The sequence below is a fragment of the Staphylococcus durrellii genome (genome assembly GCF_015594545.1).
In the GTDB taxonomy this organism is placed as follows: Bacteria; Bacillota; Bacilli; order Staphylococcales; family Staphylococcaceae; genus Staphylococcus; species Staphylococcus durrellii.
On the sequence record NZ_JADIIO010000001.1, the window covers coordinates 1 to 21559 of the forward strand.

Consider the following 21559-nt stretch of genomic DNA (forward strand, 5'->3'; position numbering starts at 1 on the left):
ATGTCAGAAAAAGAAATCTGGGAGAAAGTACTTTCATTAGCTCGAGAAGAAATTAGTGAGACTAGTTATACGACGTTTTTAAAAGATACTGAAATTCACGCATTACGTAATAGTGAAGCTATTATTATAACTGACGAGGATTTCGTAGCAAATTGGTTGAATACAAAATATGCTGAAATAGTTCAATCTTTACTACTTAAAACTATCGGTGAAGAAGTAACACCAAAATTCTATTCAAAAAACCAACTTGAATCGATGGATGAACAACCGTCAGTCAATGCAAAAGAAAATAAAAATCAAAATCAAACTCAAAGTGTTGATATAGCAATGGTTAGTGGCGAACAATTTAACACTCATAACACTTTCGATACGTTTGTTATTGGACCAGGCAACAGATTCCCACATGCTGCGAGTTTGGCAGTAGCCGAAGCACCCGCTCAAGCATATAATCCATTGTTTATTTATGGAGGCGTTGGACTTGGCAAAACCCATCTAATGCATGCTATAGGACATTACGTTTTAGCCAATAATCCAAATGCGCAAGTTATTTATACTTCAAGCGAAAAGTTTACGAATGAATTCATAAAATCTATTCGTGATAATGAGACAGAACGTTTCAGAGAAAAGTATAGAAACATTGATGTACTCCTAATTGATGATATTCAATTTATTCAAAATAAAGAACAAACACAAGAAGAATTTTTCCATACCTTCAATGAATTACACCAAGCTAATAAGCAAATAGTTATTTCAAGTGATCGTCCTCCTAAAGAAATTTCAAAATTAGAAGACCGTTTACGTTCACGTTTTGAATGGGGGTTAATCGTTGATATCACGCCACCTGATTACGAGACAAGAATGGCAATTTTGCAAAAGAAAATCGAGGAAGAAAACTTAAATATTCCAACAGAAGCATTAACATATATCGCAAATCAAATTCAATCAAATATTCGTGAGCTCGAAGGGGCGTTAACACGTGTACTCGCATTTTCAAAATTACATGGGCAATCGATAACTACTGAATTAACGGCAGAAGCACTAAAAGATATTATTCAAGCGCCTAAATCTAAAAAGATTACTATTCAAGATATTCAAAAAGTTGTCGGTGATTATTATAGTGTTCGTATCGAAGACTTTAGTGCTAAAAAACGTACTAAATCAATTGCTTATCCTCGTCAAATTGCAATGTATTTATCCCGTGAGTTAACTGATTTTTCACTTCCTAAAATAGGTGAAGAATTTGGTGGCCGTGACCACACAACAGTTATCCATGCACACGAAAAAATTAGCAATGACACAAAAAATGACCCAACATTTAAACAAGAAGTAGAAAATCTTGAAAAAGAAATAAGAAATCAATAAAAGAACTGTACTAAATACAGATTAAAAGCGTGCCTTAAGTAGAATAAAATAACATATTAGTAATAATGTTAACTGTGGGTAATGTGAATAAGTCATACACAGTGTACACAGTTTATCCACACAAGCTAAACTGTGTCATCAAAAAGATTAATGAACTTATCCACTAATTCACAGTGCCTACTACTATTACTACGATTTTAAAACCTATATAATTTATATATAAACGACTGGAAGGAGTTTAAATTAAAGATGGAATTCACAATAAGAAGAGACTATTTCATAAACCAACTTAATGACGCATTAAAAGCCATTTCACCAAGAACAACATTACCAATCTTAACAGGTATCAAAATTGAAACTAAAGAAAACGAAGTAATACTTACAGGTTCTGACTCAGAAATATCTATTGAAATTACAATACCTAAACAAATTGATGGAGAAGATATTGTTACAATTGCTGAAAGTGGTGCTGTAGTATTACCGGGCCGCTTCTTCGTTGATATCATAAAAAAACTTCCAGGCAAAGAAGTAAAATTATCAACAAATGATCAATTCCAAACGCTAATAACTTCAGGTCATTCTGAATTTAATTTAAGTGGTTTAGATCCAGATCAATATCCTCTATTACCAGAAGTATCTCGTGAAGATGCCATCCAATTATCGGTAAAAGTCTTAAAAAACATTATTGCACAAACTAATTTTGCAGTGTCCACCTCAGAAACACGCCCAGTATTAACTGGTGTTAACTGGCTTATACAAAACAATGAATTAATATGCACTGCTACAGATTCTCACCGCTTGGCAGTAAGAAAAGTAGACTTAGAAGAAGACAGTGAAAATAAAAATGTCATCATTCCAGGTAAAGCTCTATCCGAATTAAATAAAATTATGAGTGATAGTGATGATGATATTGATATATTCTTCGCTTCAAACCAAGTATTATTCAAAGTCGGTAATGTGAATTTCATTTCACGTTTATTAGAAGGCCATTATCCAGATACATCACGCTTGTTCCCTGAAAACTTTGAAATTAAATTAGGCGTTAATAATGGCGAGTTTTATCATGCAATTGATCGTGCATCATTATTGGCAAGAGAGGGCGGCAATAATGTCATTAAATTAAGTACTGGGAATGAACTAGTTGAATTATCATCAACTTCGCCAGAGATAGGTACCGTTAAAGAAGAGGTAGAGGCAAGTAATGTAGATGGTGGCAACTTAAAAATTTCATTTAATTCTAAATATATGATGGATGCATTAAAAGCTATCGATAATGACGAAGTAGAAGTTGAATTTTTCGGTACGATGAAACCATTTATTTTAAAACCAAAAGATGACGATTCAGTAACGCAACTCATTTTACCAATTAGAACTTATTAATTTTATAAAAGACGAACGCTTCGAAGGATTTACTTTGAAGCGTTATTTTTTTGCAAAAAATTAAAGTAAGTTGTGAAAATAATACGTGTAAACAGATAAATAAGTGATTAAAGCAGGTGATCGTAAATGGATCGTATAAAAGTTAAAACATTGGTGTTATGTGTTATAGCAACCATTTTAGTTACTTGTGTCATCATTCAATGTATTCAACATGTTCAAAGTAACAACGAAGGTAAAAGAATAGCACAAGCAGTAAAAAAAGCTAAGCGCATAATTCCATCGTGGGGGCATAACAAAGCAAGTGTGACGATAACACAATTTGGTAATTATTTATGCTCGCACTGTAAACAATTTGATCGTGATATTGTTTTACGATTAGAAAAAGATTTTAAAAATAATCCACAGGTGCAATTTCAATACATAGACGTTCCATTCTCCAATGAAATATCAAATATTAATTCTAGTGTGTCTCAGAAGCTATATACGCTTAATAAATATAAATATTGGGATTTACATCACAAAATATATGAAGCCACTCCAAAAGCTTCTGAAGTGAATAAAAAAGAGATAGCCCTTTATCGACAACAATTAATTAAACTCATAAATCAGTTAAATTTAGACCATATAACAAGTCAAACCTTAAAAAAAGTAATTAAAAATCCTAAAGCTAATGTTCATTCACATGGCTTGGCACGACAGCTAAATATAGATCATGTGCCTATCTTATATATTAATCAACAGCGCTTGGAAAATATTAAATCTTATAAAACATTAAAAAGGGAAATAATTAATGCCTTAAATCAAACAACAAAAAATCGTTAAATTGTTTTAATTAACAGTGTTTCAAGCACATATTAAATACAATAAATTAAAATTCAAAATAACTATTCGTTTTGGCCTTGTTTTACATGAAATTTTGCTTAAAAAAAGGTATAATAAGTAGATGACCTTAAAGTAATGAAATGGAGTGATTGATTTGGTTGAAGAAATAGTTGTTGATGGCGACATCACTTTAGGACAATTTCTCAAAACTGAAGGTATTATCGAATCTGGAGGCCAAGCTAAATGGTTTTTAAATGAATTCGAAGTATTACTAAACGACGAGATAGAAACACGTCGAGGTAAAAAGCTAAACCACCGAGATAAAATTGATATACCTGAAGTAGGTTCATTTCTCATTTTACATCAAGGTGCAGAATGAAGTTAACCTCACTCCAGCTAGAAAACTATCGTAACTATGAGCAGATTACGTTAGATTGTCATCCTGAAGTCAATATTTTAATTGGGGAAAACGCGCAAGGTAAAACGAATCTACTCGAATCCATTTATACTTTAGCGCTTGCTAAAAGTCATCGTACATCTAATGACAGAGAACTGATACGTTTTGACAAGGAGTATGCTAAAATAGAGGGAGAGTTAAGTTACAGATATGGCGAAATGCCACTTACCATGTTTATCACTAAGAAAGGTAAACAAGTTAAAATCAATCATTTAGAGCAAAGTAGGCTAACACAATATGTTGGTCATTTAAATGTGGTGTTATTTGCACCCGAAGATTTAAACATCGTTAAAGGATCTCCACAAATAAGAAGACGGTTTATAGATATGGAATTAGGACAGATTTCTGCCGTTTATTTAAATGATTTAGCTCAATACCAACGTATGCTTAAACAAAAGAATAATTATTTAAAGCAATTACAATATGGGCAAAAGACAAACGGCACTATGCTAGAAGTATTAAATGAGCAATTTGCTACATATGCTGTGAAAGTCACTTTGCGTCGTGAAAAATTTATTAAAGAATTAGAAGCACTTGCGCAACCTATCCATGCAGGTATAACTGATGAACGGGAGCAATTTGGTTTACGTTATTTACCAAGTTTAAAATTGTCCGATGTAAACAAAAGTGAGACTGACTTAACCGAGGAAGTCTTAACGATGTTAAACGAAAACATGGAACGAGAGAAAGATAGAGGTGTATGCCTTTTCGGTCCACATCGTGATGATTTAGCGTTTGATGTCAATAATATGGACGCCCAAACTTATGGGTCACAAGGCCAACAACGAACAACCGCTTTATCAATTAAACTTGCAGAAATAGAGTTAATGCGCATTGAAGTGGGTGAATACCCCATATTATTACTTGATGATGTATTGAGTGAATTAGATAATTCTCGTCAAACGCATTTGTTAAGTACGATACAGCATAAAGTACAAACATTCGTTACTACGACATCGATAGACGGTATAGACCATGAAATAATGTCAAATGCGAAAACATTTCGAATTAATCAAGGTGAAATTATTAAGTAACAGAAAGTGAAGGTGAACACATTGTCAGATGTGAACAACACGGAAAATTATGATGCTGGGCAAATTCAAGTATTAGAAGGTCTAGAAGCGGTACGTAAAAGACCAGGAATGTATATAGGTTCTACTGCAGAAAAAGGGCTTCACCACCTAGTGTGGGAAATCGTCGACAATAGTATTGACGAAGCATTGGCTGGCTACGCAGACCAAATTGAAGTTGTTATTGAAGAAGATAATTGGATTAAAGTAACTGATAACGGACGTGGAATTCCAGTTGGCATCCAAGAAAAAATGGGGCGTCCAGCAGTCGAAGTTATTTTAACTGTACTTCACGCCGGCGGTAAATTCGGTGGTGGCGGATATAAAGTATCAGGTGGTCTACATGGTGTGGGTTCTTCTGTAGTTAATGCTTTATCCGAAGATTTGGAAGTTTATGTACACATAGACAATAAAATATATCACCAAGCTTACAAAAAAGGTATTCCACAGTTTGATTTAAAAGTTATTGAAGAAACAGAGGATAATAACACTGGAACTGTCATTCGCTTTAAAGCCGATCCTACAATATTCACAGAAACAACTGAATATCAATATGACATATTACAGCAGCGTATTAGAGAACTAGCATTTTTAAATAAAGGTATATCTATAACGTTACGAGACGAACGTGAGACGGAAGAAGATGAAGAACAACGTGAAGATACTTATTTGTACGAAGGTGGTATTAAATCTTACGTAGAAATGCTTAATGAAAACAAAGAACCTATTCATCCAGAACCAATTTATGTTCATGAAACAAAAGATGACATCGAAGTTGAGATAGCCTTACAATATAATAATGGCTTCGCAACTAATTTATTAACTTATGCGAATAATATTCATACCTATGAAGGTGGAACTCATGAAGATGGTTTCAAACGGTCATTGTCTCGCGTGTTAAACAACTATGGTATAAAGAGTAAAATTATTAAAGAGGACAAAGATAAGCTTTCAGGGGAAGATACACGGGAAGGTTTAACTGCCGTCGTATCAATTAAACACGGTGATCCTCAATTTGAAGGACAAACTAAAACGAAGTTAGGTAATTCAGAAGTGCGTCAGGTTGTAGACAAAAGCTTCTCAGAGTTATTTGAGCGTTTCCTATATGAGCATCCGAACGTAGCACGTATCATAGTCGAAAAAGGAATTATGGCTTCAAGAGCTAGAATTGCTGCTAAAAAAGCACGTGAGGTTACACGCCGTAAGACGGCTTTAGAAGTTTCTAGTTTGCCTGGTAAACTTGCCGATTGTTCAAGTAAAGATCCTAAGCGAAGTGAAATTTTTATCGTAGAGGGTGACTCTGCCGGAGGGTCTACTAAATCCGGTCGTGACTCTGAAACACAAGCTATTTTGCCTCTACGTGGTAAAATTCTTAACGTTGAAAAAGCACGTCTCGATAGAATATTGAATAATAACGAAATACGTTCAATGATTACTGCATTTGGTACTGGAATTGGTGGCGAATTTGATTTAAGTAAGGCACGTTACCACAAAATTATTATTATGACAGATGCCGATGTCGACGGTGCACATATTAGAACATTATTGTTAACGTTCTTCTACCGTTTCATGCGTCCATTAATTGAAGCAGGCTATGTTTATATCGCCCAGCCACCATTGTTTAAATTAATTCAAGGTAAACAAAAATATTATGTATTTAATGAGCGTGAATTAGATAAACTTAAAGCTGAATTAGATCCAACACCTAAATGGTCTATTGCACGTTATAAAGGTTTAGGTGAAATGAATGCGGATCAATTGTGGGAAACTACAATGAATCCAGAAAATCGCTCAATGTTACAAGTGACATTGGAAGATGCAATTAACGCCGATCAAACATTTGAAATGCTAATGGGTGACGTCGTGGAAAACCGTAGACAGTTTATTGAAGATAATGCAGTCTATGCTAACTTAGATTTCTAAAACGATGAACTGAATTTTTGAAGGAGGATATCTTGATGGCTGAAGTACCTGAATCAAGAATAAATGAACGAAATATAACTAATGAGATGCGAGAGTCATTTTTAGACTATGCGATGAGTGTTATCGTATCTCGTGCCCTACCAGACGTAAGAGATGGTCTAAAACCAGTACATCGCCGTATCTTATATGGCTTAAATGAACAAGGTATGACACCAGATAAATCATATAAAAAATCAGCGCGTATCGTTGGTGACGTTATGGGTAAATATCATCCACATGGTGACTCATCTATTTACGAAGCAATGGTAAGAATGGCACAGGATTTCAGCTATCGATATCCTTTAGTTGATGGTCAAGGTAACTTTGGCTCGATGGATGGTGATGGCGCTGCTGCAATGCGTTATACAGAAGCACGTATGTCTAAAATAACGCTTGAATTGTTACGCGATATCAATAAAGATACGATTGATTTTATAGATAACTATGATGGTAATGAAAGAGAGCCGTCAGTCTTACCTGCACGTTTCCCTAACTTACTTGTTAACGGAGCATCAGGTATCGCAGTAGGTATGGCTACTAATATACCTCCTCACAACTTAACTGAAGTTATCAATGGTGTATTAAAAGTTAGCCACGATTCTGATGTAACGATTGCCGAGTTAATGGAAGACATCCAGGGCCCTGATTTTCCGACTGGCGCGCTGATCATGGGTAAAAGTGGTATTCGTAGAGCTTATGAAACAGGACGTGGCTCAATTCAAATGCGATCACGTGCTGAAATTGAAGAACGTGGTGGCGGACGTCAGCGTATCGTTGTTACTGAAATTCCATACCAAGTTAATAAAGCCCGCATGATTGAAAAGATTGCGGAATTAGCTAGAGATAGAAAAATTGATGGTATTACTGACTTACGTGATGAAACAAGTTTACGTACAGGTGTAAGGGTAGTTATCGACGTTAGAAAAGATGCAAATGCTAACGTTATTCTAAACAATTTATACAAACAAACGCCATTACAAACATCATTCGGTGTAAACATGATTGCACTTGTTAATGGTAGACCTAAACTAATCAACCTAAAAGAAGCACTAGTCGAATATTTGGAACACCAAAAAATAGTAGTTCGACGCCGTACTGAATATAATCTGAAAAAAGCACAAGATCGTGCACATATTCTTGAAGGTTTAAGAATTGCACTAGACCATATCGATGAAATTATCACGACAATTCGTGAATCTGAGAATGATAAAATTGCGATGAATAGCTTACAAGAACGTTTTGAACTAACTGAACGCCAAGCACAAGCAATTTTAGATATGCGTTTGAGACGTTTAACAGGTTTAGAACGAGATAAAATCGAATCAGAATACAACGAGCTTGTTGCTTACATTAAAGAATTAGAAGAAATTCTTGCAGATGAAGAAAAATTATTACAAATCGTAAGAGATGAATTAATAGATATTCGTGAAAGATACGGTGATGACCGTCTAACAGAAATTCAATTAGGTGGCTTTGACAATATTGAAGACGAAGATTTAATACCTGAAGAACAAATTGTTATAACGTTAAGTCATAATAATTATATTAAACGATTACCAGTTTCAACATATCGTGCACAACACCGAGGCGGTCGTGGCGTGCAAGGTATGAATACGTTAGAGGAAGACTTTGTGAGTCAACTCGTAACGCTGAGCACACATGATAATGTCCTATTCTTTACTAATAAAGGACGTGTGTATAAATTAAAAGGATATGAAGTGCCCGAACTATCTCGTCAGTCTAAAGGAATACCGGTAGTCAATGCGATTGAATTAGACAACGATGAAAATATAAGTACAATGATTGCCGTTAAAGATCTAGAACGTGAAGATAACTTCTTAATCTTTGCTACTAAGAAAGGTATTATTAAGCGCTCAAGATTAAATAACTTTGCTCGCATTAACAGGAACGGTAAGATTGCGATTGGTTTTAAAGATGAAGATGAACTCATTGCGGTCCGTCTAACGGATGGTTCTCAAGATATTCTTATAGGTACTGCACATGCATCGTTAATCCGTTTCCAGGAGCAATCATTAAGACCTTTAGGTAGAACAGCAGCAGGTGTTAAAGGGATTACAATCCGTGAAGGCGACAATGTCGTTGGCTTAGACGTTGCGCACTCTCAAAGTGAAGATGAAGTGCTTGTTGTAACTAAAAATGGATATGGTAAACGTACGCCAGTTAGTGAATATAGATTATCCAACCGTGGAGGTAAAGGCATTAAGACTGCTACCATAACAGAACGTAATGGTGATATTGTTTGTATAACAACCGTATCAGGTAACGAAGACTTGATGGTCGTAACTAATTCTGGTGTAATTATTAGAATCGATGTTACTGATATTTCTCAAAATGGTAGAGCTGCTCAAGGTGTACGTCTCATCCGTTTGGGAGACAATCAATTTGTTTCTACGGTTGCTAAAGTAAACGAAGATGAGGAAACAGCTAAGGCTGATGAAGCTATAGAAACGAGCTCAGAAGGTACAGAAAGTGATGAAGTACTATCACTAAATGAATCTGAAAAAGTCATCGAAGATAATACGCCAGGTAATGCTATTCACACTGAAGACGAAGAAGAAACAGATGAAAGTAATGAATCTAAAGAGTTAAGACAAGACTTTATGGATCGTGTAAACGAAGATATCGATAATGATGATGACGATACAGAAGACTAATAAATCTTCTGCCTAAAATACAATATAACAAAGTTCAAAAGCCTATCAGATTAGCATAATTTGATAGGCTTTTTTATATTTTGATAATAAATAGCTTATTTAAATTTAAGACTGCTTTCCTACTTAACAACTGTAAACAAAAACAACTCTAATCAATTTGATTAGAGGTGTTATTAATTTTAATTATTGTTCTAATTGTTTCATAGCATGTGGTATTTCGCTTATTAATCTTGATGGAGGCACGACATACATAGATTCAGCTAGTGAATCACCGATATAGCTATGTGTATATGTTGCACTTGTAACAGCTTCTTCAATATTATCAAATTGTCCAACGAAACTAGTAATCATGCCGGCAAGTGTATCACCCATACCACCTGTTGCCATTGCGGGCGTACCGATTGGCAATTTATAATCACTATTTTTAAAATAAACCTCAGTACCATGCATTTTAAGTACAATCGTAGCTCCAATATCATTAACAGCTTGGCGGTTACGTTCGTAATATTGCTCATCGATAGGTATACCACTTAAACGTTCCCACTCTTTTTGGTGTGGTGTAAAGATAACACGACAAGTAGGGATTTGAGGTTTTAATTTACTAAAGATTGTAATCCCATCACCATCTACAATTAGTGTTTGATGAGATTGTATATTTTGTAATAGGAAAGTAATAGCATTATTTCCTTTGAAATCACATCCAAGTCCAGGACCAATTAAGATACAATCTGTATTTTCAATCATTTTAGTAAGCATTTTAGTATCGTTGATATCAATTACCATTGCTTCTGGACAACGAGAATGTAGTGCAGCATGGTTATTAGGGTGTGTAGCTACTGTGATTAAGCCGCTTCCACTATAAACACATGCACGTGCTGCTAAAATAATTGCGCCACCTAAACTAGCATTCCCGCCAATTAATAAGATTCTACCGTAATCTCCTTTATGAGTATCATCTTTACGTTTAGGAATACTAACTGAGCTTAAAGTTTCCATTATACAACCTCCTCTTTAGTTAATGCTTTTATATAAATCGTCATTTTGATTATTATTTTTTGTCGTTTCTTTTTTTAAATACAATAGAAAATAATATACCTGCAAGTACGTTAAGTCAATAGCTAAAAATTAATAACAACCACAAAAATATTAAATATATGCAGATAGACTACTTTACCCTATTAAATCAGTAATTTGATAACACGTTACGACTATTGCTCTAACTATTGTTACACCGAAAATGAGAGCGTATACTTTGGGTTGTAAGCTGATTATTGAAAGGAGATGGGATATTGGTACTACAATTAACAGGAAATGATTTAACGATTGCAGAGATTAAAAATTTTTTAAATGAAAGAGAAACTGTAGATATTACTGAGGATGCACTAGAGCGAGTTAAAAAGAGTCGAGCTATAGTTGAAGACATTATCTCTAATAAGAAAACAGTTTACGGTATTACTACAGGGTTTGGTTTGTTTAGTGATATAAGAATTGATCAAGGGGAATATGAGCAATTACAAACAAATTTAATACGTTCACATGCTTGTGGCGTTGGTAAACCATTTGGGGAAGAAGTATCTTTAGTAATGATGATATTACGGTTAAACACTTTACTAAAAGGACACTCTGGAGCTACTGTTGATCTTATAGAGCAACTCGTTTATTTTATTAATCAACGTATTATTCCAGTAATACCACAACAAGGTTCATTAGGTGCTTCTGGTGACTTAGCACCGTTAGCACATTTGGCATTGGCATTAATCGGTGAGGGTAATGTCTTTTATCAAGGAGAAGAAGTTGATAGTAGGTATGTCTTAAGCAATTTAAATAGACAACCTTTACAATTACAAGCTAAAGAAGGACTAGCATTAATTAATGGCACTCAAGCAATGACTGCACAAGGCGTAATTAATTATATTGAAGCGGAAGACTTAGCGTTACAAGCTGAATGGATTGCCGCACTAACGCATCAAGCGTTAAATGGTATTACTGATGCTTATAATGAAAATGTACATAAAGTTAGAAATTTTGATGAACAAACGGCAGTAGCAGCACGCATGTTAGATTGGCTAGAAGGGTCACAGTTAACGACAAGACAGGGCGAAATTCGTGTTCAAGATGCTTACTCATTACGTTGTATACCTCAAATTCACGGGGCTAGTTTCCAAGTATTTAACTACGTAAAAGAAAAATTAGAATTAGAAATGAATGCGGCTAATGATAACCCACTTATCTTTGACGAAGGCGATGAAACGTTAGTTATTTCAGGTGGTAACTTCCATGGTCAACCTATCGCATTTGCTTTAGATTTCTTAAAAATAGGAGTTAGTGAATTAGGTAATGTTGCTGAACGCCGCTTAGAACGTCTAGTTAATCCACAATTGAATAATGGCCTACCAGCATTTTTAAGTCCTCAACCAGGCTTACAAAGTGGTGCAATGATTATGCAATATGCCGCTGCTAGTTTAGTGTCTGAAAATAAAACATTGGCACATCCTGCTAGTGTGGATTCTATACCGTCATCAGCCAATCAAGAGGATCATGTATCAATGGGTACAATAGCGTCACGTCATGGCTATAATATTATTGAGAATACCAGAAGTGTGATTGCGATTGAATGCATCATTGCTTTACAAGCAGTGGAGCATAAAGATATTGATAAATTATCACCAAAAACACGTGAAAAATATGACGAATTAAGACATATCATTCCTACAATTACAGAAGATAGACAATTCCATAAAGACATTACAGCAGTGGCTCAACATTTACGTGATAGAGCCTATAACGCATAATATAGTTAATAATGTTGCTTGAAAATAGCATTTTAATTTGCTATATTAAAGCTAAGTAAATATAGCATTGTTCCTAGGCTAAGTAATTTTAATCCGTTTGATATCAGAGAACTTGTGGTTGGTGCGAACAAGTAGTCAGCGTTAAAATGAATCTACCTATACACGAGAACAATCGGTTTAACCGTTATTTTAGTGAGAGCGCAGTCTTAATCAGACTGTTAAATAGGGTGGCAACGCGTGACCACGTCCCTTGTGTTAGGGATGTGGTCTTTTTATGTTCCACTCAAATAAACATCGAAAGGAATGAACGATATGTTAGATATTAAATTGTTTCGTACAGAGCCGCAATTAGTTAAAGATAAAGTAATTAAACGTGGAATGAACGAAAGTGTTGTTGATGAAGTTTTACAATTAGATGAAGAACGTCGTCAATTAATTAGTCAATCTGAAGAAATGAAGGCAGAACGAAATAAGGTTAGTGGTGAAATCGCACAAAAAAAACGTAATAAAGAAAATGCCGATGACGCAATTACTGCAATGCGAGAATTAGGTGACAAGATTAAAGGGCTTGATGAACAACTAAATGAAGTGGATCAACAATTAGTGAATCACTTAGCTACAATTCCTAATTTAATTCATGATGACGTTCCTGTAGGTGACTCAGACGAAGATAATGTAGAGTTAAAACGTTGGGGCACGCCAAGAACGTTTGATTTTGAGGCTCAAGCTCATTGGGATATCGTTGAAAACTTAAAAATGGTTAATTTCGACCGTGCAGCGAAAGTTTCAGGTGCACGTTTCGTATTTTTAACTGGTGAAGGTGCGCAGCTAGAACGTGCATTAATGAACTATATGGTCACTAAACATACGACACAACATGGCTATACTGAAATGATGGTACCACAATTAGTTAATGCTGAATCAATGTATGGAACAGGTCAATTACCTAAATTTGAGGAAGACTTATTTAAAGTTGAAAAGGAAGGCTTATATACTATTCCAACTGCTGAAGTACCATTAACTAACTATTATAGAAATGAAATTATTGGCCCAGATGTGTTACCTGAGAAGTTTACAGCTCAATCAGCTTGTTATAGAAGTGAAGCAGGTTCTGCAGGACGAGATACAAGAGGACTTATTCGTTTACATCAATTCGACAAAGTAGAAATGGTTCGTTATGAAAAACCAGAAGATTCTTGGAATGCATTAGAAGAAATGACACTACATGCCGAAGCGATTCTTGAAGAATTAGGTTTACCTTATCGCCGTGTAATATTATGTACTGGAGATATTGGTTTCGGCGCAAGTAAAACATATGATTTAGAAGTTTGGTTACCAAGCTATGATGACTATAAAGAAATTAGTTCTTGTTCAAACGTTACAGATTTCCAAGCGCGCCGTGCAAATATTCGGTTCAAGAGAGATAAAGTATCTAAACCAGAGTTAGTTCACACATTGAATGGCAGCGGATTAGCAGTAGGACGTACATTTGCAGCTATAGTTGAAAACTATCAAAACGAAGATGGTTCAGTAACGATACCTGAAGCATTGGTACCATTTATGGGTGGCAAAACTAAAATAGGGCCCATCGTTTAATAACAGAGCATCGATCTGATATAGAGCGCTCCGTCTAAAGAGATGGAGCGCTTTTTTAATAGGGTAGGGGAAAACAAGGTGATTTAGTCTACCGTTTGTCTAACCCCAGACAAACGGTAGACTTACCTTATTGCCCGTTAAATTATTCTATATTAGACTATCTATAATATGCATTCAAGAAGAGGGGAGGTAGTGTATGGCTTCACATTTAACTTTTAGGCAAGGTATCAAGGAATGTGTGCCTACATTATTAGGTTATGCTGGTGTGGGACTTTCTTTCGGTATTGTTGCAGTAGCATCAAAATTTAGTCTTCTTGAAATTATTTTATTATGCTTACTCGTTTATGCTGGGGCAGCACAATTTATCATTTGTAGTTTAGTTATTGCCGGTACGCCTATAACTGCAATAGTACTAACTACTTTTATCGTTAATTCTAGGATGTTCTTATTAAGTATGAGTTTGGCACCTAGATATAAAGATTACGGTTGGCTCAATCGTTTAGGATTAGCGACTTTAGTCACTGATGAAACATTTGGCGTGGCAATAACGCCTCATTTAAAAGGGGAGCAAATAAACGATCGTTGGTTACATGGACTAAACTTAACGGCATATATATTTTGGACAATTTCGTGCATTGTAGGAGCGGTATTCGGGAAGTATATTCAAAACCCTGATGCCCTAGGTTTAGATTTTGCTATTACAGGTATGTTTATCTTTTTAGCAATCTCACAATTTGAAACAGTACAGCGTTCTCAAATAACTAAGTACATCGTATTGATTGTATGTGTGATTGTTATGATGTTTTTATTTAGTTTAATTATGCCTACATATGTTGCAATTATTTTATCGTCTGTATTAGCTGCTACGTTAGGGGTGGTGATCACCAAATGAGCACATCAATACATATGTTACTTATTATCGTTTTGTGTGGCGTAGTTACTTGGTTAACACGAGTCATTCCTTTTATGTTAATTACACGTGTTCACTTATCTGATAAGGTCGTACAGTGGTTATCTTTCATACCGATTACGTTGTTTACAGCGTTAATTATCGATGGTGTAATCGAGCAACATAGTGGTAAATTCGGATATACAATTAATGTACCGTTTCTAGTAACAATCATACCAACGGTGATTGTGGCTTTTATCTCCAGAAGCCTCACAATAACAATTGTTGCCGGTATTTTTATTATGGCGATCATACGTTTATTATTTTAAGCATTGAAGTAGTAAGCGTAATTCGTTAGAATAAAACTAATTAGAAAATTTTGACACTTATAAACAAAAGAATTCAACAAATACAATTTATAAATTAAATCAAATCTTATTTTGAGAAGCTAAGGGATTTGGCCCGTAGATGCTTCAGCAACCGACTATAATGGCACGGTGCTAAAACCAACGATGATATTCGAATGATAAGTAAATCTTTAACCTTCTTACTTATATCGGGTAAGGGGTTTTTTAAGTTAGTAGGAGGTCGAACATGACAAATTACACTGTGGATACGTTAAAATTAGGACCATTTGAAACAGAATCAGGAGAAACAATTTCAAATTTAAAATTACGCTATGAACATGTAGGTTTCAAAGGGCAACCGCTTGTATTAGTGTGTCATGCTTTGACAGGCAACCATGTAACATACGGCACAGACGAAGATCACGGTTGGTGGCGCGAAATTATTGATGGTGGTTATGTGCCGATTAATGATTATCAATTTTTGACATTTAACGTTATAGGTAGTCCTTTTGGCTCAAGTTCTGCATTAATAGATGATGATTTTCCTTCTAAACTTACATTAAGAGACGTAGTACGTGCGCTAGAATTAGGTATCCAGGCGTTAGGATACACGCACATAGATATATTAATCGGGGGTTCTCTCGGTGGTATGCAAGCACTGGAGTTATTATATAATAGAAAATTTGATGTTAAGAAGGCAGTTATACTTGCTGCTACAGATAAGACTTCTTCTTATAGCCGTGCCTTCAATGAAATTGCTCGACAATCTATTCAACTAGCTGGGAAAGAGGGCATGAGTATTGCGCGACAGTTAGGATTTTTAACTTATCGTTCATCGAAAAGTTACGATAAACGATTTTCACCAGATCAAGTCGTTGCATATCAACGTCATCAAGGCGATAAATTTAAAGAAAACTTCAATAAGAATTGTTATTTAACACTGCTGGATGTCTTGGACAGCCACGATATTGATAGGGGTCGCACTGATGTTAATGAAGTATTCAAATCTTTAGACACTAAAGTATTAACGATGGGCTTTACTGATGATTTACTATATCCAGACGATTTAGTACGTGCAGTAGGTGAACGTTTTAAATACCATCGCCATTTCTTTGTTCCTGATAATGTAGGGCATGATGGATTCTTACTTAACTTTAATGATTGGGCACCAAATTTATATCATTTCCTGAAAGTATCGCAGTTTAAACGTAAATAAGATTAATAAATATAGCTCTAAATTTACGGTCAAATGTAGATTTAGAGTTTTTTAAGTGCGTATTAATCCAGACGTAACTTATCCTTAAGTCACTTTAAAAGGTGAAGCCTTCGTTTGAAGACATCAATAATTGTATAAAATTTCTAAAGAGGTTAGAATAGTAATACAGTCAAAAAGTATGGGAGTGGCAAAATTTGTTTTCAAAAATTAAACCTAAAGCTACTATTTTGAGTATTATCTCACTCATTATTGTTGCTTTAGCCTTACATATATTACCGCCACTTGGTTTTGTATTATGTTTGTTTGCGACAATACCAGGCGTAGTCCTATGGCACAAATCTAAAGAATCATTTGGATTGGCCGCTGTAGTAACAGTAATTTTAACCACATTGTTAGGTAATATATTCGTATTAAGCGCGATGGTCTTAATACTAATTATTAGTTTTTTAGTAGGCCAATTATTAAAAGAACGTACATCTAAAGAACGTATTTTATACGTAACGACAACATTCGTCAGTATTATTTCATTAATCGCTTTTATGCTTTTGCAAGCGTTTAATAAAATACCGACAGTGAACACTTTAATGAAACCACTGAAAACTCAAATGTTACAAACAATGGAGCAAAGTGGTGTACAGAATGGCTACGAAAATACAATAGGAGAAGGCTTCCGTCAATTAGCGGTTCAACTACCGAGCTACGTTATTATAACGATATTTCTACTTATTTTAATTAATCTAATTGTTACATTTCCGATATTACGCAAATTCAAAGTAGCTACACCAGTATTCAAGCCCTTATTTGCTTGGCAAATGAATAAAATTTTACTTATTCTATACGTGATTACACTGTTATGTGTTATGTTTGCGTCTAAAGCGGGTACTTTCCAAAGTATCGTATTGAATTTTGAAATTGTGTTATCATTATGTATGTATTTACAAGGGTTAAGTTTAATACATTTCTTTGGGAAAGCGAAGGCAATGCCTAGAGCTTTAATCCTCGTTTTAATGGTTATAGGGACAATTATAACGCCATTTACACATATTGTAGTTTTAATAGGGTTTATTGATTTAGCATTTAATTTAAAAGGTATCATTAAAAAATAATGTGAGGTGGACAAAATGAACCGTCAATCCACTAAAAAAGCATTAGTTTTACCATTTATCATTATGGCAATTACGGCACTTGTTTTAGTCGCGGTATGGTTTATTTTTAATCAACTCATTGCCGGTATCGCTACTGCAATTTTGATAGTCGTAATTATTATTGCTGCTCTAATGGTAAGGCAAGCTTTGCAAAAGATGGACAACTATGTTGATAATTTGAGCGGACACATATCGGCCGGTAGTAATCGGGCAATTAAAAATTTACCTATTGGTATGGTAGTCATTGATGAAAATGAAAATATTGAATGGATGAACCAATTCATGTCTGAACGTTTGGATCGTAATGTAATTTCAGATCCAGTAAATGAAGTTTATCCTAATATATTGAAGCAATTAGAAAAAACTGAAGAAATTGATATAGAGGATAGAAATTATCACTATCGCGTTAGATATTCTGAAAATGAACATATTTTATATTTCTTTGATATAACTGAAGAAGTTCGTATTAATGAGTTATATAATGAATCAAAACCAATCATCGCCACGTTATTTTTAGATAACTACGATGAAATCACTCAAAATATGAACGATACTCAGCGTTCGGAAATTAATTCTATGGTAACACGAGTAATCAGTCGTTGGGCAACTGAATACGACATTTACTTTAAGCGTTACAGTACTGATCAATTCGTTGCATATTTAAATCAACACATATTAGATGAAATTGAAGATTCAAACTTTAATATTTTAAGTCAGTTAAGAGAAAAAAGTGTTGGTTATAGAGCACAACTTACATTAAGTATTGGCGTCGGTGAGGGTTCTGATAGTCTTATCGACCTTGGTGAACTATCTCAATCTGGTCTAGATTTAGCTTTAGGTCGTGGTGGTGACCAAGTAGCGATTAAAAACCAAAACGGTAACGTACGTTTTTATGGCGGTAAGACTGACCCAATGGAAAAACGTACACGTGTTAGAGCACGCGTAATATCACATGCACTTAAGGATATCCTTATGGAAGGCGATAAAGTTATTATTATGGGACATAAACGTCCTGATTTAGATGCTATTGGTGCAGCTATTGGGGTGTCACGCTTTGCGATGATGAACAATTTGGATGCACATATTGTATTAAATGATTCAGATATCGATCCAACACTACGCCGTGTAATGGATTCTATCGATGAAAAACCTGAACTCAAAGAACGCTTTATTTCTTCTGAAGAAGCATGGGATAATATGACCTCAAGGACGACTGTTGTCATTGTCGATACACATAAACCTGAAATGGTTATAGATGAAGACATTTTAAACAAAGCAAATAGAAAAGTAGTTATTGATCACCATAGACGTGGGGAAAGCTTTGTTTCTAGTCCATTACTCGTTTACATGGAACCATATGCTAGTTCGACAGCAGAACTTGTTACAGAACTATTAGAATATCAACCAACGGAACAACGTTTAACACGTTTAGAATCAACAGTAATGTTCGCAGGTATTATTGTCGATACGCGTAACTTTACTTTACGTACTGGTTCCAGAACATTTGATGCAGCAAGTTATTTACGTGCGCATGGTGCTGACACAATTTTAACGCAGCACTTCTTGAAAGATGATATCGATACGTATATTAATCGGACAGAATTAATTCGTACGGTCGAATTACAAGATAACGGTGTCGCCATTGCTCATGGTCCAGACGATAAAATATACCATCCCGTTACGGTTGCACAAGCTGCGGATGAGTTGTTAAGTTTAGATGGTGTAGAGGCATCTTATGTGGTTGCTAGAAGAGAAGATTCTCTAGTAGGTATGTCTGCCCGCTCACTTGGTGCGATTAACGTACAATTAACAATGGAAGCGCTCGGCGGTGGAGGCCATTTAACAAATGCTGCCACTCAACTTAAAGATGTGACCGTTGAAGAAGCGATTGAACAATTACAACAAGCAATAACAGAACAAATGAGTAGGAGTGAAAATTGATGAAAGTAATATTCACACAAAACGTTAAAGGTAAAGGTAATAAAGGCGAAATCAAAGACGTACCAGTAGGTTATGCAAATAACTACCTTATAAAAAATAAGTTAGCTGTCGAAGCAACACCAGGTAACCTTAAGCAATTAGAACAACAAGAAAAAGCAGCTAAAGCAGAACGTCAAAAAGAAATTGATGAAGCGACTCAACTTAAATCAAAATTAGCTGACCTTGAAGTGGAAGTCTCAGCTAAAACTGGTGAAGGTGGTAAATTATTCGGTTCTGTTAGCACGAAGCAAATTGCACAAGCTTTGCAAGAGCAACATGACATTAAAATTGATAAACGTAAAATGGATTTACCAAGTGGTATCCATGCATTGGGTTATACAAATGTGCCGGTTAAATTAGATAAAGAAGTTGAAGGTACTATTCGTGTACACACAATCGAACAATAATTATGGATTGAAATATGAGGTGTAGTCGACATGGATGGAATGTATGAACAAAATCAAATGCCCCATAGTAATGAGGCTGAACAATCTGTCTTAGGTGCCATTATCATTGATCCGGAATTAGTAAACTCAACTCAGGAAGTATTACTTCCTGAGTCATTTTATAGGGGCGCACATCAACATATCTTCCGTGCAATGATGAATTTAAATGAAGATAATAATGAAATTGATGTTGTTACTATAATGGATCAGCTGTCACAAGAAGGACGCTTGAGTGAAGCGGGTGGTCCTCAATACTTAGCAGAATTAACTAATAATGTGCCAACAACACGAAATGTGCAATATTATACGGATATTGTTTTTAAGCATGCCTTAAAACGTAAACTAATACAGGCAGCAGATAGTATTGCAAACGATGGTTATAATGATGAACTTGAACTAGATACAATTCTTAACGATGCTGAACGTCGTATTCTTGAACTATCTTCTACACGTGAAAGTGATGGATTTAAAGATATTCGTGACGTGTTAGGCGATGTATATGAAAATGCAGAATTGCTCGATCAGAATAGCGGTCAAACGCCAGGTATTCCTACTGGTTATCGTGATTTAGACCAGATGACGGCAGGTTTTAACCGTAACGATTTAATCATTTTAGCGGCGCGTCCTTCTGTTGGTAAGACTGCCTTCGCTCTTAATATCGCGCAAAAAGTTGCGACACACGAAGATCACTTTTCGGTTGGTATCTTCTCCCTCGAGATGGGTGCAGACCAACTAGCGACACGTATGATTTGTAGTTCGGGTAATGTGGATTCTAACCGTCTGCGTACTGGTACAATGACGGAAGAAGATTGGAATAGATTTACTATTGCAGTAGGTAAATTATCGCGTACAAAAATATTTATCGATGATACGCCAGGTATACGTATCACAGACATTCGTTCTAAATGTCGTCGCCTAAAACAAGAACATGGTTTAGACATGATTGTTATTGACTATTTACAGCTTATTCAAGGCAGTGGGTCACGTTTTTCAGATAATCGTCAACAAGAAGTATCTGAAATTTCACGTACTTTGAAGGCGATAGCCAGAGAATTAGAATGTCCTGTTATTGCATTGAGTCAGTTATCTCGTGGTGTAGAGCAACGTCAAGATAAACGTCCAATGATGAGTGATATTCGTGAGTCAGGTTCTATCGAGCAAGATGCCGACATCGTTGCCTTCTTATATCGTGACGACTACTATAATCGTGGTGAGGAAGATGAAGATGACGACGATGCTGGTTTTGAACCACAAACGAACGATGAGAACGGTGAAATTGAAATCATTATTGCTAAACAACGTAATGGCCCTACAGGAACGGTAAAATTACATTTCATGAAACAATACAATAAATTTACAGATATTGATTACGCGCATGCAGATTTTGGATAATTAAATAAAAAATATTTCCGTACGATAA

At 35.3% G+C, this 21559-nt stretch carries 17 protein-coding genes, 1 riboswitch and 1 other annotated feature; of the genes, 16 read left to right on the forward strand and 1 reads right to left on the reverse strand.

Going from position 1 to position 21559, the window contains the following annotated elements; all coding sequences use genetic code 11:
• The 7 genes from dnaA to gyrA all read left to right on the forward strand — a co-directional run.
• Positions 1-1362 (forward strand): chromosomal replication initiator protein DnaA (dnaA, locus tag ISP02_RS00005; protein WP_195719590.1); only part of this gene is annotated, 1362 nt, incomplete at its 5' end.
• 249 nt (positions 1363-1611) lie between these two features.
• Positions 1612-2742 (forward strand): DNA polymerase III subunit beta, encoded by a 1131-nt coding sequence (dnaN, locus tag ISP02_RS00010; protein ID WP_195719591.1) that lies wholly within the window; start codon positions 1612-1614, stop codon positions 2740-2742.
• 126 nt (positions 2743-2868) lie between these two features.
• Complete coding sequence (locus ISP02_RS00015; protein ID WP_195719592.1) at positions 2869-3564, forward strand: DsbA family protein; 696 nt, start codon at positions 2869-2871, stop codon at positions 3562-3564.
• Positions 3565-3709: 145 nt separating this feature from the next.
• Positions 3710-3943 carry a S4 domain-containing protein YaaA gene (gene yaaA / locus ISP02_RS00020; protein WP_195719593.1) on the forward strand — a complete coding sequence of 78 codons (234 nt, stop codon included), beginning with the start codon at positions 3710-3712 and terminating at the stop codon, positions 3941-3943.
• Complete coding sequence (gene recF, locus ISP02_RS00025) at positions 3940-5055, forward strand: DNA replication/repair protein RecF (protein ID WP_195719594.1); 1116 nt, start codon at positions 3940-3942, stop codon at positions 5053-5055. The genes yaaA and recF overlap by 4 nt, the downstream gene beginning before the upstream one ends.
• 12 nt (positions 5056-5067) lie before the next feature.
• Positions 5068-7014, forward strand: a complete 1947-nt coding sequence (gene gyrB, locus ISP02_RS00030; protein ID WP_408020128.1) for a DNA topoisomerase (ATP-hydrolyzing) subunit B — start codon at positions 5068-5070, stop codon at positions 7012-7014.
• A 35-nt stretch (positions 7015-7049) separates the two neighbouring features.
• A complete protein-coding gene (gene gyrA / locus ISP02_RS00035; protein WP_195719596.1) occupies positions 7050-9728 on the forward strand; it encodes a DNA gyrase subunit A in 2679 nt (892 codons plus the stop codon).
• A gap of 183 nt (positions 9729-9911) precedes the next feature.
• Here the strand turns inward: gyrA and ISP02_RS00040 are convergent, their stop codons facing one another.
• Complete coding sequence (locus ISP02_RS00040; RefSeq protein ID WP_195719597.1) at positions 9912-10724, reverse strand: NAD(P)H-hydrate dehydratase; 813 nt, start codon at positions 10722-10724, stop codon at positions 9912-9914.
• A gap of 293 nt (positions 10725-11017) precedes the next feature.
• On the opposite strand from ISP02_RS00040, the gene hutH reads away from it, so the two are divergent.
• The 9 genes from hutH to dnaB all read left to right on the forward strand — a co-directional run bounded on the left by hutH (position 11018) and on the right by dnaB (position 21531).
• The gene (hutH, locus tag ISP02_RS00045; protein ID WP_195719598.1) at positions 11018-12520 is read left to right on the forward strand and encodes a histidine ammonia-lyase; all 1503 of its coding nucleotides are present in this window, start codon (positions 11018-11020) and stop codon (positions 12518-12520) included.
• Between the two features lie 63 nt (positions 12521-12583).
• Positions 12584-12774 (forward strand) — a binding site (T-box leader).
• A 58-nt stretch (positions 12775-12832) separates the two neighbouring features.
• Complete coding sequence (gene serS / locus ISP02_RS00050) at positions 12833-14116, forward strand: serine--tRNA ligase (protein ID WP_195719599.1); 1284 nt, start codon at positions 12833-12835, stop codon at positions 14114-14116.
• Between the two features lie 196 nt (positions 14117-14312).
• Positions 14313-15008, forward strand: a complete 696-nt coding sequence (locus tag ISP02_RS00055) for an AzlC family ABC transporter permease (RefSeq protein WP_195719600.1) — start codon at positions 14313-14315, stop codon at positions 15006-15008.
• The gene (locus ISP02_RS00060; protein ID WP_195719601.1) at positions 15005-15334 is read left to right on the forward strand and encodes an AzlD domain-containing protein; all 330 of its coding nucleotides are present in this window, start codon (positions 15005-15007) and stop codon (positions 15332-15334) included. The genes ISP02_RS00055 and ISP02_RS00060 overlap by 4 nt, the downstream gene beginning before the upstream one ends.
• A 103-nt stretch (positions 15335-15437) precedes the next feature.
• Positions 15438-15538: riboswitch (SAM riboswitch) on the forward strand.
• A gap of 61 nt (positions 15539-15599) precedes the next feature.
• Positions 15600-16568 carry a homoserine O-acetyltransferase MetX gene (metX, locus tag ISP02_RS00065; protein ID WP_195719602.1) on the forward strand — a complete coding sequence of 323 codons (969 nt, stop codon included), beginning with the start codon at positions 15600-15602 and terminating at the stop codon, positions 16566-16568.
• Between the two features lie 194 nt (positions 16569-16762).
• Positions 16763-17674: a DUF2232 domain-containing protein gene (locus ISP02_RS00070; RefSeq protein ID WP_195719603.1), complete on the forward strand. Its 912-nt coding sequence runs from the start codon at positions 16763-16765 to the stop codon at positions 17672-17674.
• A 15-nt stretch (positions 17675-17689) separates the two neighbouring features.
• Positions 17690-19654, forward strand: a complete 1965-nt coding sequence (locus ISP02_RS00075) for a DHH family phosphoesterase (protein WP_195719604.1) — start codon at positions 17690-17692, stop codon at positions 19652-19654.
• Positions 19654-20100, forward strand: coding sequence for a 50S ribosomal protein L9 (rplI, locus tag ISP02_RS00080; RefSeq protein WP_195719605.1), 447 nt, complete (start codon positions 19654-19656; stop codon positions 20098-20100). Before ISP02_RS00075 ends, rplI begins: the two co-directional genes overlap by 1 nt.
• Positions 20101-20130: 30 nt before the next feature.
• Positions 20131-21531: a replicative DNA helicase gene (dnaB, locus tag ISP02_RS00085; RefSeq protein WP_195719606.1), complete on the forward strand. Its 1401-nt coding sequence runs from the start codon at positions 20131-20133 to the stop codon at positions 21529-21531.
• The last annotated feature ends 28 nt before the right edge of the window (positions 21532-21559 follow it).